This is a genomic window from Tropicimonas sediminicola, assembly GCF_900188335.1.
GTDB classification, from domain to species: domain Bacteria; phylum Pseudomonadota; class Alphaproteobacteria; order Rhodobacterales; family Rhodobacteraceae; genus Tropicimonas; species Tropicimonas sediminicola.
Genome location: NZ_FZOY01000001.1, coordinates 351,154 through 374,036, shown reverse-complemented (window position 1 = coordinate 374,036; position 22,883 = coordinate 351,154). Strand labels below are relative to the sequence as shown.

The 22,883-nt window shown below is 67.0% G+C and carries 31 protein-coding genes; 19 read left to right on the top strand and 12 right to left on the bottom strand.

Going from position 1 to position 22,883, the window contains the following annotated elements; all coding sequences use genetic code 11:
* Positions 1-4: 4 nt before the first annotated feature.
* On the top strand, positions 5-292 hold the full coding sequence (locus CHB86_RS01755; RefSeq protein WP_089230820.1) for a hypothetical protein: 288 nt from the start codon (positions 5-7) through the stop codon (positions 290-292).
* Positions 293-319: 27 nt separating this feature from the next.
* Here the strand turns inward: CHB86_RS01755 and CHB86_RS01750 are convergent, their stop codons facing one another.
* The 7 genes from CHB86_RS01750 to CHB86_RS01720 all read right to left on the bottom strand — a co-directional run bounded on the left by CHB86_RS01750 (position 320) and on the right by CHB86_RS01720 (position 6,107).
* A complete protein-coding gene (locus CHB86_RS01750) occupies positions 320-2,014 on the bottom strand; it encodes a GMC oxidoreductase (RefSeq protein ID WP_141134804.1) in 1,695 nt (564 codons plus the stop codon).
* Between the two features lie 346 nt (positions 2,015-2,360).
* Positions 2,361-2,921 carry a F0F1 ATP synthase subunit B gene (locus CHB86_RS01745; RefSeq protein WP_089230818.1) on the bottom strand — a complete coding sequence of 187 codons (561 nt, stop codon included), beginning with the start codon at positions 2,919-2,921 and terminating at the stop codon, positions 2,361-2,363.
* Positions 2,921-3,505, bottom strand: coding sequence for a F0F1 ATP synthase subunit B' (locus CHB86_RS01740; protein WP_281251202.1), 585 nt, complete (start codon positions 3,503-3,505; stop codon positions 2,921-2,923). The genes CHB86_RS01745 and CHB86_RS01740 overlap by 1 nt, the downstream gene beginning before the upstream one ends.
* Positions 3,506-3,589: 84 nt before the next feature.
* On the bottom strand, positions 3,590-3,826 hold the full coding sequence (locus CHB86_RS01735) for a F0F1 ATP synthase subunit C (RefSeq protein ID WP_089230816.1): 237 nt from the start codon (positions 3,824-3,826) through the stop codon (positions 3,590-3,592).
* Between the two features lie 70 nt (positions 3,827-3,896).
* A complete protein-coding gene (locus tag CHB86_RS01730; protein WP_245837699.1) occupies positions 3,897-4,646 on the bottom strand; it encodes a F0F1 ATP synthase subunit A in 750 nt (249 codons plus the stop codon).
* A gap of 4 nt (positions 4,647-4,650) precedes the next feature.
* Positions 4,651-4,980 carry an AtpZ/AtpI family protein gene (locus CHB86_RS01725; RefSeq protein WP_245837698.1) on the bottom strand — a complete coding sequence of 110 codons (330 nt, stop codon included), beginning with the start codon at positions 4,978-4,980 and terminating at the stop codon, positions 4,651-4,653.
* Between the two features lie 236 nt (positions 4,981-5,216).
* Positions 5,217-6,107, bottom strand: coding sequence for a DMT family transporter (locus tag CHB86_RS01720; RefSeq protein ID WP_089230815.1), 891 nt, complete (start codon positions 6,105-6,107; stop codon positions 5,217-5,219).
* A 247-nt stretch (positions 6,108-6,354) separates the two neighbouring features.
* Here CHB86_RS01720 and CHB86_RS24505 point away from each other — a divergent pair, with 247 nt between their 5' ends.
* From CHB86_RS24505 to CHB86_RS01710, 3 genes are all read left to right on the top strand, one after another.
* Positions 6,355-6,546 (top strand): RSP_7527 family protein, encoded by a 192-nt coding sequence (locus CHB86_RS24505; RefSeq protein ID WP_176442718.1) that lies wholly within the window; start codon positions 6,355-6,357, stop codon positions 6,544-6,546.
* 297 nt (positions 6,547-6,843) lie between these two features.
* Positions 6,844-7,041, top strand: coding sequence for a hypothetical protein (locus tag CHB86_RS01715; RefSeq protein ID WP_089230814.1), 198 nt, complete (start codon positions 6,844-6,846; stop codon positions 7,039-7,041).
* Between the two features lie 81 nt (positions 7,042-7,122).
* Positions 7,123-7,488, top strand: coding sequence for an ArsR/SmtB family transcription factor (locus tag CHB86_RS01710; RefSeq protein WP_089230813.1), 366 nt, complete (start codon positions 7,123-7,125; stop codon positions 7,486-7,488).
* Positions 7,489-7,497: 9 nt separating this feature from the next.
* On the opposite strand, the gene CHB86_RS01705 is transcribed toward CHB86_RS01710, so the two are convergent.
* Together CHB86_RS01705 and CHB86_RS01700 are read right to left on the bottom strand one after the other, a co-directional pair.
* On the bottom strand, positions 7,498-8,406 hold the full coding sequence (locus CHB86_RS01705) for a DMT family transporter (RefSeq protein ID WP_425445402.1): 909 nt from the start codon (positions 8,404-8,406) through the stop codon (positions 7,498-7,500).
* A complete protein-coding gene (locus CHB86_RS01700) occupies positions 8,391-9,275 on the bottom strand; it encodes a LysR family transcriptional regulator (RefSeq protein WP_089230811.1) in 885 nt (294 codons plus the stop codon). Before CHB86_RS01700 ends, CHB86_RS01705 begins: the two co-directional genes overlap by 16 nt.
* 215 nt (positions 9,276-9,490) lie before the next feature.
* On the opposite strand from CHB86_RS01700, the gene CHB86_RS01695 reads away from it, so the two are divergent.
* A complete protein-coding gene (locus tag CHB86_RS01695) occupies positions 9,491-10,351 on the top strand; it encodes an EF-hand domain-containing protein (protein ID WP_089230810.1) in 861 nt (286 codons plus the stop codon).
* Between the two features lie 185 nt (positions 10,352-10,536).
* Entirely contained in the window at positions 10,537-11,127 is a 591-nt protein-coding gene (locus tag CHB86_RS01690; protein ID WP_089230809.1) for an FMN-dependent NADH-azoreductase, read from the top strand.
* 9 nt (positions 11,128-11,136) lie between these two features.
* Here CHB86_RS01690 and CHB86_RS01685 read toward each other — a convergent pair whose 3' ends face one another.
* On the bottom strand, positions 11,137-11,823 hold the full coding sequence (locus CHB86_RS01685; RefSeq protein ID WP_089230808.1) for a lysozyme inhibitor LprI family protein: 687 nt from the start codon (positions 11,821-11,823) through the stop codon (positions 11,137-11,139).
* A 285-nt stretch (positions 11,824-12,108) separates the two neighbouring features.
* Between CHB86_RS01685 and ffh the strand changes: the two genes are divergently transcribed.
* From ffh to trmD, 11 genes are all read left to right on the top strand, one after another.
* Entirely contained in the window at positions 12,109-13,614 is a 1,506-nt protein-coding gene (gene ffh / locus CHB86_RS01680; RefSeq protein WP_089230807.1) for a signal recognition particle protein, read from the top strand.
* Between the two features lie 4 nt (positions 13,615-13,618).
* A complete protein-coding gene (locus CHB86_RS01675; protein WP_089230806.1) occupies positions 13,619-14,155 on the top strand; it encodes a GNAT family N-acetyltransferase in 537 nt (178 codons plus the stop codon).
* A 100-nt stretch (positions 14,156-14,255) separates the two neighbouring features.
* Positions 14,256-15,338: a GNAT family N-acetyltransferase gene (locus tag CHB86_RS01670; RefSeq protein ID WP_089230805.1), complete on the top strand. Its 1,083-nt coding sequence runs from the start codon at positions 14,256-14,258 to the stop codon at positions 15,336-15,338.
* A complete protein-coding gene (locus tag CHB86_RS01665) occupies positions 15,335-15,883 on the top strand; it encodes a GNAT family N-acetyltransferase (RefSeq protein WP_089230804.1) in 549 nt (182 codons plus the stop codon). The genes CHB86_RS01670 and CHB86_RS01665 overlap by 4 nt, the downstream gene beginning before the upstream one ends.
* Positions 15,883-16,488, top strand: coding sequence for a GNAT family N-acetyltransferase (locus CHB86_RS01660; protein WP_089230803.1), 606 nt, complete (start codon positions 15,883-15,885; stop codon positions 16,486-16,488). The genes CHB86_RS01665 and CHB86_RS01660 overlap by 1 nt, the downstream gene beginning before the upstream one ends.
* Positions 16,475-16,777, top strand: a complete 303-nt coding sequence (locus CHB86_RS01655; RefSeq protein ID WP_089230802.1) for a chorismate mutase — start codon at positions 16,475-16,477, stop codon at positions 16,775-16,777. The genes CHB86_RS01660 and CHB86_RS01655 overlap by 14 nt, the downstream gene beginning before the upstream one ends.
* Before the next feature lie 46 nt (positions 16,778-16,823).
* Positions 16,824-17,222: a 30S ribosomal protein S16 gene (rpsP, locus tag CHB86_RS01650; protein WP_089230801.1), complete on the top strand. Its 399-nt coding sequence runs from the start codon at positions 16,824-16,826 to the stop codon at positions 17,220-17,222.
* Between the two features lie 24 nt (positions 17,223-17,246).
* Positions 17,247-17,399: a hypothetical protein gene (locus tag CHB86_RS24500; protein ID WP_176442737.1), complete on the top strand. Its 153-nt coding sequence runs from the start codon at positions 17,247-17,249 to the stop codon at positions 17,397-17,399.
* Positions 17,392-17,895, top strand: a complete 504-nt coding sequence (rimM, locus tag CHB86_RS01645; protein WP_089230800.1) for a ribosome maturation factor RimM — start codon at positions 17,392-17,394, stop codon at positions 17,893-17,895. Before CHB86_RS24500 ends, rimM begins: the two co-directional genes overlap by 8 nt.
* The gene (locus tag CHB86_RS01640) at positions 17,895-18,827 is read left to right on the top strand and encodes a hypothetical protein (protein WP_089230799.1); all 933 of its coding nucleotides are present in this window, start codon (positions 17,895-17,897) and stop codon (positions 18,825-18,827) included. Before rimM ends, CHB86_RS01640 begins: the two co-directional genes overlap by 1 nt.
* On the top strand, positions 18,820-19,629 hold the full coding sequence (gene trmD / locus CHB86_RS01635) for a tRNA (guanosine(37)-N1)-methyltransferase TrmD (RefSeq protein WP_089230798.1): 810 nt from the start codon (positions 18,820-18,822) through the stop codon (positions 19,627-19,629). The genes CHB86_RS01640 and trmD overlap by 8 nt, the downstream gene beginning before the upstream one ends.
* Positions 19,630-19,659: 30 nt before the next feature.
* Here the strand turns inward: trmD and CHB86_RS01630 are convergent, their stop codons facing one another.
* Entirely contained in the window at positions 19,660-21,150 is a 1,491-nt protein-coding gene (locus CHB86_RS01630; protein WP_089230797.1) for a Tad domain-containing protein, read from the bottom strand.
* Positions 21,151-21,186: 36 nt separating this feature from the next.
* Positions 21,187-21,597 carry a TadE/TadG family type IV pilus assembly protein gene (locus CHB86_RS01625; protein ID WP_089230796.1) on the bottom strand — a complete coding sequence of 137 codons (411 nt, stop codon included), beginning with the start codon at positions 21,595-21,597 and terminating at the stop codon, positions 21,187-21,189.
* Positions 21,598-22,074: 477 nt separating this feature from the next.
* On the opposite strand from CHB86_RS01625, the gene rplS reads away from it, so the two are divergent.
* Entirely contained in the window at positions 22,075-22,446 is a 372-nt protein-coding gene (gene rplS / locus CHB86_RS01620) for a 50S ribosomal protein L19 (RefSeq protein WP_089230795.1), read from the top strand.
* 11 nt (positions 22,447-22,457) lie between these two features.
* The gene (gene rpmE / locus CHB86_RS01615; protein WP_089230794.1) at positions 22,458-22,679 is read left to right on the top strand and encodes a 50S ribosomal protein L31; all 222 of its coding nucleotides are present in this window, start codon (positions 22,458-22,460) and stop codon (positions 22,677-22,679) included.
* Positions 22,680-22,883 lie beyond the last annotated feature (204 nt).

Genomic DNA, 22,883 nt, shown 5'->3' with positions numbered 1-22,883 from the left:
CGACATGTATGCACGCATCACGCCCTACAAGCTGAAGCCCGGCTCGCGCGAAGCCGCGACCAGGATCGTCCACGAGTTGAAGCCGCGGATCATGGCCCTGCCGGGGATGCAGAGGTTCACCAACGTATTGGCGGCAGACGGCAGCGGCTATGTCGTGGCGCTGACCACCGAGCCGGAAATGACACCGGAGGTGCAGGAAAAGGTGAAGGCGCTCTGGGGCGCGCTCGGCGAGCACCTGGAAGCGATACCCGCCGCAACCTCTTGCGAGGTCATCGTCGATTGGTCGACCTGAGACGGCCCTGACCCGGCGGCGCGGGCCTCAGGCGAGCCTGCCGCGCAGGTGCTCGGCGAGCCGCGCCGCCATCGACACGATCATCAGGGTCGGGTTGCAGTGCCCCCCGGTCGGAAAGACCGAGGCCCCGGCCACGAACAGCCCGTCGGTGCCATGGACCTGGCAATTCCGGTCGACCGCCCCGTCCCGCGAGGTTTCCGAGATGCGGGTGGTTCCCATCGGATGCCCCATGTCGATGAGCGCCGCGTCGTCCGGCGCGTTGTCCACCACCCAGTCGGCGAGGTCCGGCTGCGGATGACCGACGCTCCCGAGCGTTTCCGACAGCGACCGGGCGAGAAAGCCGAGCGACCTGCGGGTGGCGGAATCGACCCGCCAGGAGACATCGGCCAGCGGCAGGCCGAAGCGGTCGACCTCGTCGGAGAGTTTCACCCGGTTCGTCGGATCGGGCGTCTGCTCGCCGATCAGCTCGACGTCGAGCGTGGTGCCGAATTGCGCGGCATCGCGGCGGCGGGAGTGGCGCACGGCGAAATTGGGAGCCAGCGCGATCATCGACTGCACCGCCAGGCTCTTCACGCCCACCGGCATGGCGTCCGAGGTGACGACCTGCTTGGCCATCCCGATGGCCGTCCCGGTCAGCGAGCGCCCGCCGGCCGCGGGCTCTGCCTCCGCACTCGGGGGGGCTGCCGGCGCAAGCGAGGGCATGAAATGCGCCGCCGTCTGAAGCAGCCCGTGCTCTTCCTGAACCTCCGGCGTCAGAACGAAGCCGCGCTGATAGAGCGTGTACCGGCCCCGGCTGCGATGCCCGAAATAGCCGAAATGGCGCTGCACCTCCGGCACGGCCTCCGGTGCGAAGGATCCGGCCACGGCAGAGACATGGTCGACCAGATAGCGCCCGACGGCGTCGTGATCGTTGCCAAGCCCGGCGGGCTTGACCGACCGCGAGGCCAGCAGAAGCCGAGGGTTCTCGATCGCGCTGCTCGCCAGCACGACGCAACCTGCCTTGACCTCGCGGTGGTGTCCGGCGCTGTCGGAGAAACGCACGCCCCGCACCGCCCGGCCGTCCTCGTTGGTCAGGATCTCGGTCACCGTGGCATCCAGAAGCACGGTCAGGTTCGACGCCGCGACGCACGCAAGTTCGCTGCCAAACCGGATCCTGTCGATGGGATTGACCGACGACATGGCGAACTGCCAGTGGAATGGCGCCAGCGGCGACCGGGAGAAGTCATAGCCGTTCACCTGCCGCGTACCGGCAGCGTTCAGGTCGTCGCCGAGGTTGAGGATGCTTGTGGCCCGTTCGATATGCGGCAGAAGGTCTTGGCGCCCGATCGGCCAGCCGGAGTTCCGAACCCAGGATCGCGGTCGGAAATCCACCTCGTCAAAGGTGCCGCATTTACCGGCCCAGGTCAGCGTCGACCCGCCAAGACCGCGGCACCGCAGGCCGTAGGGCTGATCGTCGTGGCTCCACATCGTGCCGCTCATGCCATGGAAGCGGTTGCGACGTTCTATCTCGGCATCCGACCACGAAACGCCCGACGCCCGGACGGTGTTCAACGTGGAATGCGTGGCGTCCTGGTCCAACAGGCCACTTTCGAGCACAAGAATGTCGCGTCCGGTGCCGACCAGTTCCTGCGCAACGGTCAACCCCGACGCCCCGGCCCCCACGATCACGACGTCGGTTTCAAAAACGTGGTCCTTGGCAAAATCTTCGATCCGTTTGAGCATGATCAAAGCCTATCAATTGGAAACAAAATCAATCTTCACGTGCCAGCGCTATGAATCCCCGCGCTGCCAACGGGTCTATTTTACGGGATTTTTCTTCATTTTTCCAAAGTTGCGTTTCGATATGGGCAACGATCCGCGGATTTACTCACCTCTGTCACCGCGGACAGCGGAGCGTCAGCGACGCTCAAGGCGCTAAAAAATAGCGTAAAAATCCGGAACGAGCCTAACCTGCGGATCGCTCCGGTCCGCAAAACGACAAAAAAGGCTCCGGATCAAATCCGGAGCCTTTTGCTTCTTTTCCGAACACAAAGTGAAAAGCTCACCTCGTGGTGCGTCGCAAAACGACTCAGTGCAGCTTGGCCTCGACGACCTTGATGCTCTCGTCGATCATGGCGGCAGCGTCGGCATCGGACATGCCCTTGGCGACCACGTCGGCAGCCGCGGCGACGGCCACGCTGATCGCGGTGTCGCGGACTTCCTTGACGGCGTTTGCCTCGGCCGAGGCGATCTGGTCCTCGGCTGCCTGAAGCCGGCGGGCGATCGACTTCTCGAGATCGATCTTGGCCTGCTTGGCGGCGTCGTTGGCGTCGGCCTTGGCCTGGGTGACGATCAGTTCCGCCTGCTCGGCCACGTCCTTCTGCTTGCGCTCGAACTCGGCCAGGATGGTCTGGGCCTCTTCACGCAGGGCGCGGGCCTCGTCCAGCTCCGAGCGGATGCTCTCGGCGCGGTTGTCGAGCATCTTGCCGAGCATCCCGGGGACCTTGAAGTAGACAAGGATCCCGATGAACACGAGGAAGGCGATCAACACCACGAAGTTGGTATTGGCCAGCGAGAAGAAGGGGCCGGAGGCCGCGAAGGCCGGCGCGGCAGCGCCGGCGAGAGCGACGGTCAGGGCGATCTTGCGCATCATGCGCCTCCCTTCAGACGGGCGTCCACCGAGGCGGCGACGGCCGCGGCATCGACCGGGCGACCGAGCGCCGAGACGATTTCGCCCGCGGTTTCCTTGGCGACGGCCTCGACGGCGCTCATCGCGCTGTCGCGGATCTCGGCGATCCGGGCCTGGGATTCGGCGGTCTTGGCGGCGATCTCGGCATCGGCCTTGTCGGTGGCGACGTCGAGTTCTTCCTTGATCGCGGCACGCGCATCGGCAGCGATCTTCTGCGCCTCGGTGCGGGCCTCGGCCAGCGCCTTCTGGTACGCCTTTTCCGCCTCCACGGCCTTGAGCTTCAGCTCTTCGGCGGCGGCGATGTCATTCGTGATGGTGCCCCGGCGTTCGGCCAGCACGCTCGCGATACGCGGCAGAGCGACCTTGGACAGGACATAGTAGATCGCGAGAATGGTCACGATCAGCCAGAAAATCTGGTTCGGGAACGTCGAGAAGTCCAGCTGCGGCATGCCGGCGCCTTCCGCTGCGTGCGCAGCGTCGGCGGCCCCGTGCGCGGCGTCCGTCGCGTGTTCCATAGCTGTGGTAGCTTCGCTCTCGCCTGCCATGCGTTCCTCCTGGATCTGATAGTTCACCAAGGGGGCCGAGCGGGTCGGCCCGCCCCCCTGGCGGCAAGGATCTCGGAAGAGGTCTTAGACGGCGAACATCAGCAGAAGCGCGACCAGGAACGAGAAGATGCCCAGGGCTTCCGCAAACGCGATACCGATGAAGAGAGTGGCGGTCTGACCGGCAGCGGCGGTCGGGTTGCGCAGGGCGCCCGCCAGGAAGTTGCCGGCAACGTGGCCCACGCCGATGGCGGCCGCGCCCGAACCGATGCCTGCGAGGCCGGCACCGATGAATTGACCCATGCTTGCGATATCGCCTTCCATTTTCGTATCTCCTTGCGATTGGAAGTGAACGTTTGGGGTGTGTCGTGTGTCCTGCGCGGCGCCGGACCCGTCAGTGAGACGGGTGCAGCGCGTCCTTGAGGTAGACGCAGGTCAGAATAGTGAAGACGTAGGCCTGAACGAAGGCCACCAGCAGCTCCAGCCCGTACATGGCGGTGATCGCCAGGATCGAGAAGGGCGCCACGGCGAGGATCGCGGCGAAGCCGGCGAAGACCTTGATCACGGCGTGACCGGCCATCAGGTTGCCGGCGAGACGAATGGAGTGGCTGACCGGGCGCACGAAGTACGAGATCAGCTCGATGATCGCCAGCACCGGACGCAGCGGCAGCGGCGCGGACTTGACCCAGAACAGCTCGAGGAACTTGGTGCCGTTCTTGACGAAGCCGACGACGGTCACGGTGATGAACACCGCCAGCGCCAGCACCGCGGTCACGGCGACGTGGCTCGTGGTGGTGAAGGACATCGGCAGCAGGCCAAGCATGTTGGCCGTCACGATGAACATGAACAGCGTCATGATATAGGGGAAGAACTTCAGCGCGTCCTTGCCGGCCACGTCCTCGACCATCTTGTAGACGAAGCCGTAGGCGAGCTCGGCGATCGACTGGCCACGCGAGGGGATGATCGCCCGGCCGCGGGACCCCACGACGAGCAGCAGCACCACGACCAGAACGGTCAGCGCCATCCAGAGGGTGACGTTGGTGGGCGTGTACCAATGCACCGTGTCGCCCCCGAACAGGGGTTTGACCACGAACTGATCCATCGGGTGGATCTGGATGCCGCCGCCGTGCGCTTCGTCTGCCACGTCTTCAGTCCCTCTCGTCCTTGGCGGCCTCTGCCACCTGCTTCTTTTGGATATCGGCGGCGGTCCGCATCATCACGCGCACACCGGCCACGAAACCCAGCAATATGAACAGCACCAGCATGATGGGCTTCGTGCCAAGCAGCGCGTCCAGCCCCAGTCCGATGCCAAGGCCGAGCACGATGCCGGCCACAAGCTCTGTCACCATCCGCCAGGCGGTGTTCGCCTGGGAATACTTGTCGGAGGCCATCGAGCCGCTCTTGTCGTCTCCGCCCTTGGCGCGTGCGATCTTCTCGTCGAGCTGCCTGAGCCGCTCGTTGTCGCCGTGGTTCGCCAATGCGGGCAGTCCTCCAACAGTTGCGGCGGACACTAGGCAATCCGGGCGCCCTGAGTCAATCCGCGATTCTGCGGCTGCAAAGGCGGGCAACTAACTGATTGTATTATAAATTTTTCGGAAGCGCGAATCCGCGCCCCGCCCCGCGCACCGGATTTCTCCGGATCGGCAAATTCAACCTTTCGGTTGACGATCTTCAGGGACCGCCGCGCGGGCGGGCACCAGGAGGGCCAGCCCGGCTACGCGGCAGCCCGCCGGAAACGCCTCAGGACGCGGCCATCGATCGCCAGCAGACCGAGGAAGATCATCGCCATGCCGAGCAGGTGCGAGGGTGCGATGGTGTCGCCAAGTACGAGGTGGCCGAGCAGGACGGCGGAGACCGGCGCGATGAAGGTGACGGTGGACGCGTTGGTCGCGCCGATCCGCGGCACGATCGCGTAGAGCACGATGAAAGCCAGCCCGGTGAGCACCACGCCCAGCCCCATGACCGAGAGCCAGCCTGTGGCCGTCGCGATGCGCGGCACACCTTCGGCCGCCAGCATCACCGGGGCAATGGCAAGCGCGCCGCCGGTCAGCGCCATCGCCGCGATCACCGCGGGGTCGATCCCCTTGAGACGGCGCAGGTAGTTCATCGCGACCGCGTAGCAGACCGGCGCCAGCAGGGTGAACAGGATCGCCCAGACCTCGTTCTCCGCGCCGCCGCGAAGCGCGGGCAGGGTCAGCACGACGATCCCGGCAAAGCCGAAGAGGATGCCGAGCGACTTGGCCGGCGTCGCCCGCTCGCCGCCCGGCCAGAAATGCGAGACGATCACCACCATGATCGGCATCATCGCATTGACGATGCCCGCGACGCCGCTGGTGATGTATTTCTGCGCGATCGGGTAGACCGCGAAGGGAATGGCGTAGTTCACCACCCCGAGCACCAGCGCCTGCCCGGCGAAAACAGCGCCCCAGGGCACGCGCTTGCCGGTGGCGAGCACCCAGGCCCAGCAGGTCGCCGCGCCGAGCGCGATGCGCAGGAACGAGACCGACAGCGGCCCGACCTCGCGCAGCAGCACGGCGTTGAAGATGAACGCCGCGCCCCACCCGATTCCGAGCACGACGACGATGAGCCAATCCCTGATCGACATGCCGGACCTCCTTCGAATTTCCGTGTGCCCCGCCTCCATGACATCCCGCGCCGCAGGGCGCTATCCGTTTCCTGCGCAATTGTCGGGCGGTTTCCGGCGGCCAACGCCCGATCCCGCAGCGCGGCATGTTGTCGCCATGCGTTTGCTGCAATGCGGCAATGATGGCGCAGGCGGTTTCGCCGTTAGCGATAACGACTTACCTTGAATGCGGAGGTGGAAAAGACGCGAACAGTGAAAGGTTTGAAACATGAAACGCTCTGAAATGACCAGCTTTGATCTTCTGCAACTCGATCCGGCCGACCCGGTGGATTTCCTCGAAATCGAACGCCGCGCCCACAAGCTGCGCGCCGAGGCCGTTGCCGAAATCGCTTCTTCCTTTGGCCGCTCCTTTGCGCGCCTGTTCAGCCGCAGCGCCGGCGCCAGCGAAGCTTCGCTCTGATTTACGACACCGGCGGCGGGGCGCCTGACGCCCTGCCGCGGTTCCGCCCCGCGCCCTGAAGCGCGGCGCCCCCCTGGCCTCCGGGCCACGCATCTGGTCAGCGACATCGGCCGGCTCCCCCCCTCTCCAGATATTGTCGAGACCGAAACCCGGCGCGCGGCCCCGGTGCGAGTCGGCCGATCTGCCATGCACGCAAGGCAAGACGGCCTTGCCAAGGTTGCGGGTGGTGCAACGACCGCCGGAGACATAGCTCCCTGCCCGCAACAGAGCATACGCGAACAACAGGACGCACAGGCAATGAACCGCTTCGACCAGCGCAGCCCCCGGGCTGCTTTCTCCGCTCCGACACGGGAGATGGACCACACCGAGCTGCATCTCCATGCATCTCAATACCGGGCAAAGGTGCTCGGGGAACTGGGCCGGGAGCTGTGCAACCGCATCGCCGCCGTCCTGAACCCCGGCGGCTATTTCCCGCTCCCCAATTCCGTCGCCTGACGACAGGACGGACGCAGGCACCGCGCGACGGGCGCCTGCGTCCCCTTCCCTGCCCCCTGGCAAGAGCGTAGACTCGCGCCCATGCAGCCCTCGCTCGACGCCATCTTCGCCGCGCTGTCGGACCCGACCCGTCGGCAGATCCTGTCGATGCTGCTCGAGGACGACATGGCCGTGACCGACGTGGCGCATCCGTTCGAGATGTCGCTGGCGGCGATTTCCAAGCACCTCACGATCCTTACCCGCGCCGGGCTGATCAGCCAGGAAAAGCGCGGCCGTGTGAAATGGTGCAAGCTGGAGCCCGACGCGCTGCGCGACGCCTCTGTCTGGATGCAGGGGTTCGGGCAGTTCGAGCCGGTGAACCTCGACGCCTTCGAGCGTTTCCTCGAGATCGAGCTGGGCGAAGAGCGGGAGCTTCAAGAAAGCTCCCCGGCCGACCGGATCGCCTGAGACCGGGCCTCAATCCCCTTCGACGAGCAGCACCAGCGCCAGCACGGTGAGCCCCACGCCCGCCATGACCAGCAGCGGGGGCATCGGCTGCCCGAGCGCGACCTCCCATCCGATCACCCATGTCGGCACCAGGTAGGTGTAGGCCATCACCTTGGACGCCGGCAGCCGCATCGCGGCATACTGGACCAGCACGAAGGTCACCGCCGCACCGATGGTCGCGACATAGATCAGGGTGATCCAGACGATCGCGGGGAGCGCCGCCCAGTCGGTCGCCATGATGTCGGTCCAGCCATAGACGAACAGCAGCAGGCAGGAGGCGAGCAGCGTGCCGAAGGTAAAGACCACCGGCGGCTCGCCCCGGTTGAGGCGCGGCACCATCGGGGTGTAGGCCGCGTGGGCGACGCAGCCCCAGAAAAAGATCTCCTCGCCGCGGCCGATCTCGAACGCCAGCAATGCGCCGATATCGGCGCGGAAGATGACCCAGAGCGCCCCTGCCGCGCCGATTGCCAGCGCCAGGGCTATCCGCCCGGTCATCCGCTGGCGCTCCAGCATCCAGCCGAACCCGGCGGCGATCAGTGGGGTCAGGGTGAAGACGGCGGCCGAGGACACCGGCGGGGCCGTCTTGAGCCCCTCGAACATGGTCACGAAGTAGATCGAGAACAGCCCACCGAGCACGAGGTAGCGCCATGGCGCCCGGAAGGCGGAGCGCGGCAGGCCGGTCGTGGCCAGCGCGGCAACCGCGATCAGCGCCGCGGCGATGGCGAAGCGCGCCGCGTTCAGCGCGGTCGGCGATATCTCATCGGCCGCAAGCGCTCCCAGGCTGAAGGACCCGGCAACCAGCGCCGAGAACAGGAGCATCGCTAGGTGGCCGCGACGGCCCTCGCCCGGAACCCGGACACCGCTTATCGAACGTCCCAATCCCCGGCCTTCTTCTTGAGGAAGTCCACCAGCGTCTGGACCTTGGCCGTCCGGTGCAGGTCCACATGGGTTACCAGCCAGATGCGGCTGACCCACTCCTCGCGCAGCGGCATCATCTCGACGAGGCTGTCGTCGTCGCGCGCCTCCAGCACCGGCATGAAGCCGATGCCGGCGCCAGCGCGGATCCCGTCGAGCATCACCCGGTGCTGCGAGGTGCGGAACTGGATCCTGTCGGGCGGAATCGTCTCGAACATCCAGCGGAAGAACGGTGCGCGGGTCATCGGCTCGTCGGGTCCGACGAAACGATGCCCGTCCCATTCCCCGTCGGTCAGCATGCCGAACCGTTCCACGTAGCCGCGCGACGCATAGAGCGCGTGGTGTTCCTCGGCGAAGGCCTGGACGATGTTGTCGGGCTGGTCCGGCTTGGCTCCGGCGCGGATCGCGAGGTGCGCCTCCCCGTATTCCAGCTTGAACAGGCGGTGATCGGTCAGGAACCGCACCCGGATCTCGGGGTGGAGATCCATGAACTCCACCAGCATCGGCGCCAGCCGCGAGGACAGGACAGGCAGCGAGGTCACGATCACCTCGCCCGCCACCTCCGAGCCGCGCCCGCGAATACGGCCGACAAGCTGTGTGAACTGGTCGTCCGTCGCGCTGGCGACCTGAAGGAGATCCAGCCCCGCCTCGGTCGGCGTGTAGCCGCGGGCATGGCGCTGGAACAGCTTGGTCCCGAGCCGCGCCTCCAGCGCGTCGACATGCCGGATCACGGTCGCATGGTGCACGCCAAGCGCCTCGGCCGCCCCCGAGACGGTGCCGAGCTTTGCCACGTGAAAGGATGTCCTGATCTCGTCCCAGGTCTCTACTGTCATGAACTCGAACCTGTATCGTAAATTTGACGCTCCAATGTGCATATCCGAACAGATTGTGCCAGAGCAGGGAAGTCATTTTTCCATGAGCGCCGGTTTCTCGTCGGGGAAACCGGGGCTTGGCGGCATGGCTGCAAAATAATTGTGCCCCCTGCGACGGAACCTCCGCCAATCCACGTATCTAAGGCATAGGTTTCGATAACCAGGATGGAACAGCCATGAAACGCACCGCCTTTACCGCAGTCGCCGCCGCCCTGATCACGGCCCCGGCGTTCGCCCAGCAGGCACCGCAGCAGATGCCGGCCCCGGGCGAGAACTTTCTGAACACCTGGGATCTGGACGAGGATGGCCAGGTCACGCTGGAGGAGATCCAGGAACGACGCGCCGAGATCTTTGCCGGTTTCGACGGGGACGAGGACGGCGCGCTGAGCGTCGAGGAGTTCGACGTCCTGGACGCCGCCCGGATGGACGGGATGCAGCGGCCCGAGAAGCGCGGGCAACTGCTTGGGCGCGGGGAGCAACCCTTGCGTCGCGAGGCGCTCGACGCGGATCAGGACGGCAGCATCACCGCCGAGGAATACGCCGCGGGCGCCGAGGCCTGGCTCCGGGTGATGGACGGCAACGGAGACGGCGTGCTGACCATCGACGATTTCGGCCGTGGCGCGGCGCGGGTCGGCATGGGTCAGGGCATGGGTCAGGGTCAAGGCCAGGGGCGCGGCAACGGTCAGGGCATGGGCCAGGGGCGCGGTCAGGGTCAGGGCATGGGCCAGTTCGCCGGTCCGGGCAGCGGACAGGGCCGCGAGATGATGCAGGGCCAAGGCGGGCAGCGGATGGCCCGGGGCGACATGCAGCGCGACGGCAAGTGGCGCGACGACATGGGCCGCGGCGGCCGCGACGGCAAGGGCCAGCGTCAGGCCGACCGGCCGGCCGCCTACGGCGCCTTCCCGACCGCTGACGGCGGGCTCTGGATCGTGGATTCCCGGACCGGCGACATCCTGTTCTGCCGTTCTTCGGTCGACAGCGGCGCACCGGCCGGATTTACGCCGGTTTGCGTCGAGGCGAAGATCCAGCCGGAATAAGACACCGCGTACAAGGAGATACTACGGGAGGGCCGTCCGGGAGACCGCGGCGGCCCTTTCAGCTTTATGCGCATTTTCGCACATCAATTCGGTTATTGGCGAAGATTGATCGCACAATCGAACAGACACATCTTCCTCGAGACGAAACGAACATCACTCTGATCCTGCTCGAAGGAAGACCCGACATGGCCACGAAATCCATCCTCCGCATCGACACCTCCGCCCGCCGCCAGGGCTCCGTGAGCCGCGACCTCGCCGACGCGGTGATCGCCCGCTTCCCGGAAGCGGAAGTCGTGACCCGCGACCTCGCCGCCGATCCGCTGCCCCACATCGACGAAGGCTTCGTCACCGTCACCAAGGGCTCGGCTCAGGACACGCTGAGCGACAAGCAGCGCGCGATGCTGGCGCTTTCCGACACGCTGATCGACGAACTGCAAGCCGCCGACACGATCGTCATCGGGCTTCCGGTGTACAACTTCGGCGTGCCTTCCGGCCTCAAGGCCTGGATCGACCTGATCGCCCGTGCCGGGGTGACCTTCCGCTACACCGAGGCCGGCCCCGAGGGCCTGCTGACGGGCAAGCGCGCGATCATCGTCATGGCCTCCGGCGGCACCGAGGCCGGCTCGCCCATCGACTTCGCCACACCCTACCTGCGCCATGTGTTGGGCTTTGTCGGGATCACCGAGGTGGAGCTGATCCACGCCGACAAGCTGGCCTTCGACGCCGAAGCCACGATCGCGGGCGCGCGCGAGCAGGTCGCCGGCATCGCCGCCTGACCGGGGTTGTCAGCAGCCCCCCGTCTCCGCGGCCGTCGTCCATCCGGGCGTGAGCGGCCGGCGGTCGGAGATCTGAAAGACATGCGTGCCGAACATGGCGCGCATGCCGCAGAAATTGCGGCACCCGGCCTCGTCCCCGGCGGTGAAGACGAGCGTCCCGCCCCGCTGGACCAGCCGGAAGGTACACCCGCCGGAGATGGCGGCATAGCCGTCTCCGGTCCGGGCCGCCCGGACCTTTCCGGTTCCGCAGCTGTGCCCCCCGCCCTGGAAACTGAGCATGTCGAAATCCACGACGTTGCCGTGATCCTCCACCAGCATCATGTCGTCCCCGGCGCAATAGGTGCCGCTCAGGCCCGTCGACGCGGGCGCGACGGCAACCCCCGACGCCTGCAGCACCAGAAGCCGGTTGCGCATCTGCGCCTCGAGGCAGGCCGCGTCGGCCCCGCAGCTGTCACGCACCCCGATCCAGGCGATCTGGTCGCGCCGTATCGCATCCGCCTGCGCCGAGGACACACCGCTGCGTGCGGCCCCGTAGCTGTCGGCCAATTGCCGATCCAGTTGCGACAGCACCGGCGAGGCGCAGATCGCCTTTTCCGGCGCCGTCGACGCTCTGGCGCAGTCGAAGCTCGGCTGGGCCGACGCGGGCCCCGCGAGGAAAAGGGCGGCAAGTGTTGCGCTGAGGCGTGTCCATCGCATGGCGGCACCTTGTGAAATGGGTTTCCTGGAAATGATCTCGCCGTCGAAAATACCACGCCCCCGGCAGCCGGGCAAACCCGGCGAAGGCCCTTCCGGGCTTGACTCACGGGAGTCACGGGCCTAGAGACCCGGCCAATACCCGGAAGTGCGAACTTCCGGTCCTCCGTCATATCGGGGGATCGCCACCAGTCAGCGCGTTGCGCCCACTGGTGCGTTTGTCGTTTGGAAACCGGCTCCCTACATCGGAGCCACGTGCAGCAACAGAGGCCGCAGGAGGGCCGGGGCATGTTTGAAAATCTGTCAGAACGCCTCGGCGGAGTCTTCGACCGGCTGACCAAGCAGGGCGCGCTTTCCGAGGACGACGTCCGCACCGCCCTGCGAGAGGTCCGCGTGGCGCTGCTGGAGGCCGACGTCTCGCTGCCCGTGGCGCGCTCCTTCATCAAGGCCGTCGAGGGCAAGGCCACCGGCCAGGCGGTGACCAAGTCGGTCACCCCCGGTCAGCAGGTGGTCAAGATCGTCCATGACGAGCTGGTCCATTTCCTCGCCGGCGACAACGAGACCCCGGGCGACCTGAAGGTCGACAACCCGCCCGCGCCGATCCTGATGGTCGGCCTGCAGGGCTCGGGCAAGACGACCACGACCGCCAAGCTCGCCAAGCGGCTGACCGAGAAGAACGGCAAGCGGGTGCTGATGGCCTCGCTCGACGTCAACCGCCCGGCCGCCATGGAGCAGCTGGCGATCCTCGGCACCCAGGTCGGCGTGGACACGCTGCCGATCATCAAGGGTCAGAAGCCGGTCGACATCGCCAAGCGCGCCAAGCAGCAGGCGACGCTGGGCGGCTACGACGTCTACATGCTCGACACCGCCGGCCGCCTCTCCATCGACGACGAGCTGATGGCCGAGGTCGAGGCGGTCCGCGACGTGACCAGCCCGCGGGAGACGCTGCTGGTGGTCGACGGCCTGACCGGCCAGGACGCCGTGCACACGGCGGAGAATTTCGACCAGCGCATCGGCATCTCCGGCGTCGTGCTGACCCGGATGGACGGCGACGGCCGCGGCGGCGCGGCGCTTTCGATGCGCTTCGTCACCGGCCAGCCGATCAAGTTCGTGGGTCTCGGCGAGAAGATGGACGCGCTCGAGGAATTCCACCCCGAGCGGATCGCCGGCCGGATCCTCGGCATGGGCGACATCGTCTCGCTCGTCGAGAAGGCGCAGGAGACGCTCGAGATCGAGCAGGCCGAGCGCATGATGAAGCGCTTCCAGAAGGGTCAGTTCAACATGAACGACCTGAAGGCCCAGCTCGAGCAGATGCTCAAGATGGGCGGCATGGAAGGCGTCATGGGCATGATGCCCGGGATGGCCAAGATGAAGAACCAGGTCGCCGAGGCCGGGTTCGACGACAGCATCCTCAAGCGCCAGATCGCGCTGATCCAGTCGATGACCAAGAAGGAGCGCGCCGCGCCGCAGATCCTGCAGGCCTCGCGCAAGAAACGTATCGCCAAGGGCGCTGGCCTCGAGGTGAGCGAGCTGAACAAGCTTCTCAAGATGCACCGGCAGATGTCGGACATGATGAAGAAGATGGGCAAGAAGGGTCTGCTCAAGCAGGCCATGGGTTCGATGTTCGGCAAGGGCGGCGGCATGCCCAAGGATCTTGCCGACATGAACCCCGCCGATGTCGAGAAGGCCGCCAAGGCGCTCGGCCGCATGCCCGGTGCGGGCGGCGGCCTGCCCGGCCTCGGCGGCGGAATGCAACTGCCGCCCGGCCTCGCCGGCTTCGGAAAGAAGAAGTAAGCCCATGCGCAGCCCCGTTCTCGAGACCGACCGCCTGTTCCTCCGCCGCCCGAGCGCTTCCGACATCGGCAGCCTGCTGGCGCGCCTGCGCACGGATGCCCCGCGCCTCGCGACCGCGCCGCTCAGCGGCGAACGGGCGCTGGCGCAGACCGTGCCGATCGTCTGCCACTGGGATCTCTGCGGGCTGGGGCTGTTTGCCGTGGTCGCCAAGGGCTGCGACGAGCCGATCGGGCTCGCCGGGCCGTGGCATCCGACCGGCTGGCCGGAGCCCGAGCTGGGCTGGCTGTTCTGGGACACGCCCGATGCCGACACGCTGGCCCCCGAGGCGCTGCGCGCGGCGCGGGATTTCGCTGTGCGCGGGGTCGGCTGGCGCGAGGTCGTGAGCCTCGTCGCCCCCGAGGATCGCCGCTCCGCAGCCCTGCTGCGCGGCGTTGGCGCCATTGCCGATCCGTTCAGCGACGGCCCCTCCGAGGCGCTTACCTTCCGGCATCCGGTCCGCATCATGCCCGCCCGCCCGGCGACGGGACGCCGCGCCGCGTGAGACAGCAACCGCATATCCTCCTTGCCAGCCCCCATGGCCGGGCCAGCGCGTCGACGACCGACGCGCCGTTCCGCCGTGCCGTGGCGCCGGGGGATGCGGCATGATCGAGCGGCTGGAAACCGAACGGCTGGTCCTGCGCCGGCCGACGCCGGCCGACATGGCGGCCTACCAGGACTATTACGCTTCCGACTGGCGGACCACGCATGGCCCGGTGGCCCGGGACCGGCAGTCGCGCGGCCGCTTCGAGGCGATCCTCGCCCATTGGCAGCAAAAGGGCTTCGGCCGCTTCGTGGTCGAGCTCAAGGGCCAGCCCGGCGGCATCGGGCTGGTGGGGCCGCATTTCCCCGACAGCTTCATCGAGCAGGAAATCACCTGGCAGCTCTGGCGCGCGGACGTGGCCGGCTACGGCTATGCCTACGAAGCCGGGATCGCCACGCGCCGCCACGCCTTCGAGACGCTCGGCTGGGCCACGGCGGTCACATATATCCACCCGGAGAATCGCAGCGCGATCCGGCTGGCGCTGCGCATGGGCGCGACGCTCGATCCGGAGGCAGTCTGCCCGGCCTCGATCGGCCCGCACGACGTCTATCGCCACCCGGCCCCGGCCGGCGCGGCCCGCCTCGTGCGCACGCCCGCCCGCCGTCGGCGCCGGAGCCAGCAGGCGCCGACCCTGCACACGCCCCGCACCGTGCTGCGCCCCTACCAGGTCGAGGATTTCGACGCCTACGCCGCGTTTCTCGCCTCGCCCCGCGCCGCAAGCCTGCACGGCCCCTATTCCCGCGCCGCGGCCTGGACCTGGTTTACCAACGAGATCGCGCAATGGCATCTGCACGGCTTCGGCGGGCTGATGATCGAGGTCGACGGCCGGCTGGCGGGCCGGGTCGCGGTGACGCTCGGCCCCGATCAGGCGGAGCCTGATCTCGGCTGGGCGCTGTTCGACGGCTACGAGGGCAAGGGCTATGCCGCAGAGGCGGCACTGGCGCTGCGCGAGCACGTGTTCTCCCACGCCAGCGTGGCGAGCCTGGTGAGCTTCCTTCAGGCCAATAACGCGGCCTCGATCGGCGTGGCCGAACGGCTCGGCTGCACGCCCGATGCCGACGTCATTCGCCCCGAAGGCATCGACTGCCTGGTCTATCGCCACCCCTCCGCGGACGGCGACGGCAGCCCGGAGGCCTACGCATGACGCAGGCCGGCCTGACCCTCACCATCCCGACGCTCGAAACCGAGCGGTTGGTCCTGCGCCTGCCGAAGGTCGCCGATTATCCGGTGTTCGAGGCCTTCATGCATTCCGACCGCTCGCGCTTCGTCGGCGGCCCGCAGACGGACCGCTGGCAGAGCTGGCGCGCCTTCGCGCATCTGACCTCGATGTGGCTGCTGCGCGGCTACGGGATCTTCGCGATGGAACGGCGCGACACCGGCGACGTCATCGGCAGCGTGGGCCCCTGGGAGCCGATCACCTGGCCGGAACGGGAGCTTTCCTGGTCGATCTGGTCGGCGGCGGACGAGGGCCGCGGCTATGTCACCGAGGCGATGCGCGCTGTGCATGCCTGGGTCTTCGACGGGCTGGGCTGGGACACCTGCGTCTCCTATGTCGATCCGGAGAACCACCGCTCGGCGGCGGTCGCGCAGCGCCTCGGCGCCGTGCTCGACCCGGACGCGCCGCGCCCGGCCGAACCGCTCGACGACGCGCCGCTGCAGATCTGGCGCCACCGCAGGGGGGCCGCCTGATGGGACATCGCGACATCCCCGTGCTGGAGACGGAACGGCTGATCCTGCGCGGGCCGGAGCCGGGGGATTACCCGAACTTCAAGGCCACCTTCGCCTCCTACCGCTCGCGGTTCATGGGCGGGCCGCTCAATGCCTACGAGACCTGGATGCTCTATGCCGCCGAGATCGGCCATTGGGAGATCCGCGGCTTCGGCATGTGGATGATCCACTCCAGGGAGACCGACGCGACGCTCGGCATGGCCGGCGGCTGGTTCCCGCCCAAGTGGCCGGAGCGCGAGATCGCCTGGTTCATCTGGCCCGAGGTCACCGGCCGCGGCTACGCGCTGGAGGCCACGCATGCCGCGCGCCGCTATTTCTACCAGAAGGCCGGCTGGGAGACCGCCGTCTCCTATCTCGACCCGAAGGATCTCGACTCGATCCGTCTTGCCGAGCGGCTGGGCGCGACCAAGGACAAGGACGCGCCGTCGGTCGACGGCAACGACGTCGTCTATCGCCACCCCTCGCCCGCCCGCCTGCGGGACGGGCAGCTGCGCGACGGCATCGAGATGGAGATCCGCTCCTATTGCGACCCGCTGTTCAAGCCGAAGGGATATGCCATTGACTGACGCAACCGAACGCGCCGCCGAGGTGCTCAAGGAGCACCGCGAGAGCATCGACCGGCTGGACGCGATCCTCGTCTACACGCTCGCCGAGCGTTTTGCCCATACGCAGGCCGTGGGCCGGCTCAAGGCCGCGCACGACCTGCCCCCGTCCGATCCCGCGCGCGAGGCGCAGCAGATCGAACGGCTCGAGAACCTGGCGGACCGGGCCGGCCTGGACCCCGACTTCGCCAAGGCTTTCCTGAATTTCATCATTCAGGAAGTCATCCGACATCACAAGAAACACCAGGAATGACAGCCGGCCAACCGGCTGAAACCACGCCATTAAAGGAGAAAACACAATGGCCATGAAAATTCGTCTCGCCCGCGGCGGTTCCAAGAAGCGTCCCTTCTACGCCATCGTCGCCGCCGACTCGCGCATGCCGCGCGACGGCCGCTTCATCGAGAAGCTGGGCACTTACAACCCGCTCCTGCCGAAGGACTCGGAAGAGCGCGTGAAGATGGACATGGAGCGCGTTCAGTACTGGCTCGGCCAGGGCGCACAGCCGACCGACCGGATCGCCCGCATGCTCGAAGCTGCCGGCGTCAAGGAGAAGGCCGAGCGCAACAACCCGAACAAGGCCAAGCCGGGCAAGAAGGCGACCGAGCGCGCCGAAGAGAAAGCCGCCAAGGCCGCTGCCGCCGAGGAAGCTGCGAACGCCGAAGCCGAGGCGCCCGCCGAGGAAGCCGCTGCCGAGTGATCGGCAGCCTGAGGCGCGGCGGGCATGATCCGGCTGATATTCTGGGCCACGCTCTTCGGGGCTGGCTTCTGGTTCGGCATCAAGGTGCACGGGAACGTCATGGACGACCGCTGCCTTGATGCCGGCGGCCGGATCGGTGCCCTCGGCCTCTGCGAGGGAGTGGCAGCCGATGGCTGATCGCGTTTGCGTCGGCGCCATCGCCGGCGCCTTCGGCGTCAAGGGGGAGGTGCGGCTCAAGAGCTTCTGCGCCGTCCCCGAGGATATCGCCGCCTATGGCGCCCTGTTCACCGAGGACGGCGCGCGCTCCTTCACGGTCGAGATCACCCGGCCGGTCAAGAACGGGCTGGCGGTGCACCTTTCGGGAATCGCCAGCAAGGAACAGGCGGACGCGCTGAAAGGCATCCGCCTGTTTGCCGACCGCAGCCGGATGCCGGCGCTGCCGGAGGACGAGTTCTACCATGCCGACCTGATCGGCCTGGAAGTGCGCGACACCGGCGGCACCTTGCTCGGCACGGTGCGCGCGGTGCAGGAATACGGCGCCGGCGACATGCTCGAGATCCACGGCCCCGGCCTCAAGTCGACGGTCCTGCTGCCCTTCACGCGGGAGGCCGTCCCGACGGTCGATATCGCGTCGGGACGTATCGTCGCCGACCCGCCCGAGGGGCTTTTCTGATGAACCGCTGGGGCCTCGGGCTCTCCGGGGCCCTGTTCTATGCGGCACCGATCGGGGCCGGCGCGACGGGCGCGTCCTATTTCGCCGTGCTGCCCTTTGCCGGTCTGTTCCTGCTCTGGGTGCTGATCATGCGGGTGGAGCCGTTCCGCGAAGGTCTCGTGATGCTGGTGCCGACGCTTATGGTCCACCTCGCGCTCGCCTCGCTCTGCATCGGCTTCGGCCACATGCTCCGGGCCTTGCTGGGCATCGAGGCCACCACCGGGCTGCTGCCCTGGCTGGTGATGGGGCTGGGGGCGCTGGCGCTCGGCCGGGTGATCTGGCAACCGCGGAAGGAAGCGGAGGCGGAAGCCTTCGCCGAGGCCGCCCTCAAGAAACTCAACGAATTCGCCGACGAGGCCGAGGAGATTCTCGACCGGGAGCCGGACCTGCCGCTCAGCCACCCGACCGGCGCGGAGGCGGCGGCGCTGGCCGTGGCCTATGGCGCGATCGACGCGATGCCCGCCGACGCCCCGGAAGAGGCGGCGCTGTCGGCGGTCGTCATGCCGCTGGAAGCGGAGGTGCGCGCGCCGATCCTGCTGGAGGCCTTTCTCAACCGCGCCGAGCGCACCGGCACGCGGCGGGACCGCCACGCGGCGCTGCTGCTGGCGGCCGACGGCGGGCTGGCCTGGCGGCAGCTGGGCGAGGGCCGCATGGCGCAGGCCTTCGACCAGATCGTCGCCTCGGCCGATACCGTCACGCTGGCGCATTTCCTGCGCCTGGCCAACACGTTGCTGGACGGATTCCCGACCACCCGCAACGACCTGCCGGAGGTTTCCCGCCTGCTCGACATCGCGGCGCAGATCGAGCCGGGGCATCCCGAGCTGTCGGACGCGCTGGTGCATCTCGCCAACAGGATCGAAGACATCGACCGGGATCTGAACACCAATGACTGACACACCGAAATCCCATGGCCGCCTGTCGATCTCGGCGAGCCTGATCCCGCGCGACCTGATGACGCCCACGCCGCGGCTCAAGGGCGCCTGGACCGCGAAGATCGTCACGCTCTTTCCCGACGCCTTCCCGGGCGTGCTGGGCGAGTCGCTCACCGGCAAGGCGTTGCAGGACGGGCTCTGGGCGCTCGAGACGCTGGACCTTCGGCTCTTCGGCGAGGGACGGCACCGCAACGTGGACGACACGCCAACCGGCGGCGGCGCTGGCATGGTCCTGCGCCCCGATGTGGTGGCCCGCGCGCTCGACGAGGCCGCAAAGGGCACCAACCCGGACCGCGCCCGCTGGCCGCTGGTCTATCTGAGCCCGCGCGGGCGCCGGTTCAGCCAGGCCAAGGCGCGGCAATGGGCCGGGGCGGAGGGGCTGACGATGCTCTGCGGCCGGTTCGAGGGGGTCGACCAGCGGGTGATCGACGCTTACGGGATCGAGGAGGTCTCGCTGGGGGATTTCGTCCTGACCGGCGGCGAGATCGCCGCGCAAGCGATGATCGACGCCACCGTGCGGCTGCTGCCCGGCGTGCTGGGCAACCAGGCCTCGACCGAGGAGGAAAGCTTCTCCGACGGCTTGCTGGAACATCCGCAGTTCACCCGGCCCAACGACTGGCAGGGGCGCGCGGTGCCGGAGGTGCTGCTCTCCGGGCATCACGCGAAGATCGCGGAATGGCGGCGGGAGCAGGCCAAGGCGCTGACGCGGGAGCGCCGGCCCGACCTCTGGCAAGCCTGGGCCGCGCGCCACGGCGAGGAGTAGAGCCTCCTCCCCGCGGCGGCGCGCGACGGATCAGTTGGTGATCACGTGGCGGATGACGCCGATCTCCGCGGCGAGGGAATCCGTGTCGTCGCCGCAGGCATACCAGTTGCCCTGTGCGGAGATATGGATATCGCCGCCGACATAGAAGCTCGTGCCCAGCTTAGTGGCCTGGCTCGAGGTGCCCGACGCCAGGTGCGCATCGCCCACGATGTAGAAGTCGACGTTGTTCGTCTCCATCGCGGCCGGAACGGACAGGTCGCCCTTGGTCATCACGACGACCTTCTCCGTCGAGGGGCAGGTCATTTCGCCGGAGCCGATCCGGGCCTTCGAACTGGCGCTGATCGACTGGTTGGACGTCGACGTTGTGGCGATGATCGAGTTCTGGATGTAGGCCGCGTCGCCGAACTTGATCTTGCAATCGGTCACGATAGCGACGTCGGTGATGCTCGTCCCGGCGGTGGTCTCGAAATCGAGGGTCTTCACGTTGGCGTTGGAAGAGCCGCTATTCTTGCCGTTTCCGTTGCCGCTCGACGGGCTCGGCGAGATCGCGCCATAGGTGCTGAGCGGGGAAGAGCAGTAGACGGCGTAGATCAGGCCGCTCGGAACCGTGGGCATGGATTCGAAATCGCCGCCGGAGATCGAAATGATCGAGCCCTTCTTGATCTTGGCCGTGTTGTAGTCGAGCGCCGCCAGCGCGCTGAGGTCCGAGAGGGCGCCGACATTGGCGAGGAAATCGTCCGTCGGGCTGGTGTCGTAGCCGGTGCCGAGCAGCGAGTAGACAACGGTGTCGACATGCGTCTCGACGTCCTCGAGCTGCATGTTGGCCTCGAAGAGAGCGGCCTGGACTCCCGGGTTGTGGCTGTCGGTGCAATGGCTGCAGTTCGCCGTATCCGGCATCCCGATATTCGACCCCGGCAGGAAATTGTTGTGGTTGGACATCTCGACGACGTCCTTCGAGTAGATGCAGAAGCCCGCACCGATCTCCGATGTCGAAGTCATCTTGATCTCGCCGAAGGCAAAGATCCCGTCGTTCGAGGCGCATTCACCGGCCTCGTCCATGACGGCGGCGCTGGTGGTGGCGATGTTCCAGGAACTGAGGCCGATCAGCTTGAGCAGGAAGGTCGGCACCGCGTTTCCGAGCGTGGTGTTCTGTTGCAGCGTCACCGCGACGGCATTGTCCGCGGCGGAGTTGCTCGGGCCGATCGAGCCATTCTGGTAATGGCCGATGGTGATGGTGTTCGACGCCGTTCCGATCGTGTTGCCGAAGACGGTCTGCGGCATGTTGGTCTCGACGCTGGCGGCGACGGCCGAGCGGATCTCGTCGTCGCTGCCGCCGCGGATCAGTTCGATCAGCCCGGCGTGGGAGGCGATGTCGGCGGTCGCCTGAAGGTGCTCGCGGGCGCGCATGGCGTTGGTGCCGTCGACGGCAAGGCCGGCCACGATGGTACAGGTCACGAAGATGAACAGGCTCCAGATGCCGGCGGCACCGTCCTCGTCCCAAAACAATTGGCGTGCACTCACGACAGGGTATCCTTTTGGATCAAAAAGGCTTTCGGATCAGACCGGCTCGAGTTCGTAAACGACGGTCGCGGTCAGTTGGGAATTCTGCAGGAAGGACAGGAAGCCGAACTTCGCCATCGCGCTGATCGGCGCGTTGATGGTGACGGACACGTCGGAATTGCCCTTCTCGACCTGGACCTCGGCCTCGGCATTGCTCAGCTCGGCGATGCGGGCGACGGCGTAGCTCTCGGCCGAATCCTCGGTCATTCCGTGACGGGAAACGATCCGGGCGGTGTCGCGGGCGACGCTGTAATAGTTGGCCTGGTCCACGTAGACCCGGCTCAGGTCCACCACACCGGAGACCATTGCCACGAAAAGCGGGACCATGACCACGAACTCGATGGCCATCATGCCATCCTCGCGGCGGCGGAATTGGCGGAGTGCAGTGGAGATCGCGCGAATTTTCATCTTCTTGCTCCCGAAGATTCACCATTTAATATCCGTAATGGATGCCAGCGCTTGAGAGCGGTTTCGTGGCGCAGGCATGGAATTTACGCCGAGTTGGGCACGGGAAGGACACCATTCCGCCAAAGTTGCCGCGATTGAGGCTAAGGGTCTCGGCCCAATGACCTTTTTCTCCCAGGCACGGGCCTTGCGCCGCGCGGCATGCCCTGCGGGTTGCAATGCAGTCGCGCTTGCCCTAGACACCGTCCATCCTGAGCGGGAAACCGACTCGGGTGGTTTCGTTATAGGGCATCGGAACACCGGGCGGGCCTTCTTCGGCCCCAACCTGCCGCTGACCGGAATGCGACCATTCAAGGAATGACGACCTGACCTCCGGCGGGCGCCGTGCTGCAAGCACGGACGGACCCGATGAAGACCAGGAGCTCCGGGGCGCGAGAAACACTTTGCGGGTCCACCGCAAGCAGTCAGAGGAGCGTTCAGATGGACCTGATCGCAGAACTGGAGGCCGAACAGATCGCCTCCCTCGGGAACGAGATTCCCGATTTCAAGGCCGGCGACACCGTTCGCGTCGGCTACAAGGTGACCGAAGGCTCGCGCTCGCGCGTGCAGAACTACGAAGGCGTCTGCATCTCCCGCAAGAACGGCACCGGCATCGCCGGCTCGTTCACGGTGCGCAAGATCTCCTTCGGCGAGGGCGTCGAGCGGGTGTTCCCGCTGCACTCGACCAATATCGAAAGCATCACCGTCGTCCGCCGCGGCCGCGTCCGCCGGGCGAAGCTGTATTACCTGCGCTCCCGCCGCGGCAAGTCTGCCCGGATCGCGGAAGACAGCACCTACAAACCCAAGGATTGAGGAGCGCCGCGATGAAAAAGGATCTGCATCCCGACTACCACGTCATCGACGTCAAGATGACCGATGGCACCGTGGTGAGCATGAAATCGACCTGGGGCAAGGAAGGCGATCAGCTCTCGCTGGACATCGACCCCTCCTCGCACCCTGCCTGGACCGGCGGCTCCCAGAAGCTGATGGACACCGGCGGGCGCGTGTCGAAGTTCAAGAAGAAATACGAAGGCCTGGGCTTCTGAGCCAAAGGCTTCCGGACAGTGCAGAACGCCGCTCCCACGGGGGCGGCGTTTTTCGTTGCGGGACTCGGTGGACGGGGGCTGCCTGCCCCCGCGCCGGCCGGACGCCGTCCGCCCCTCCCCGAGGATACCTTCGGACAGGTGAAGACGGCGCCGCTTCGCGGTTGAATGTCCGGCGCGGCCGGCACTAGGGTCGCGGGCAAACAG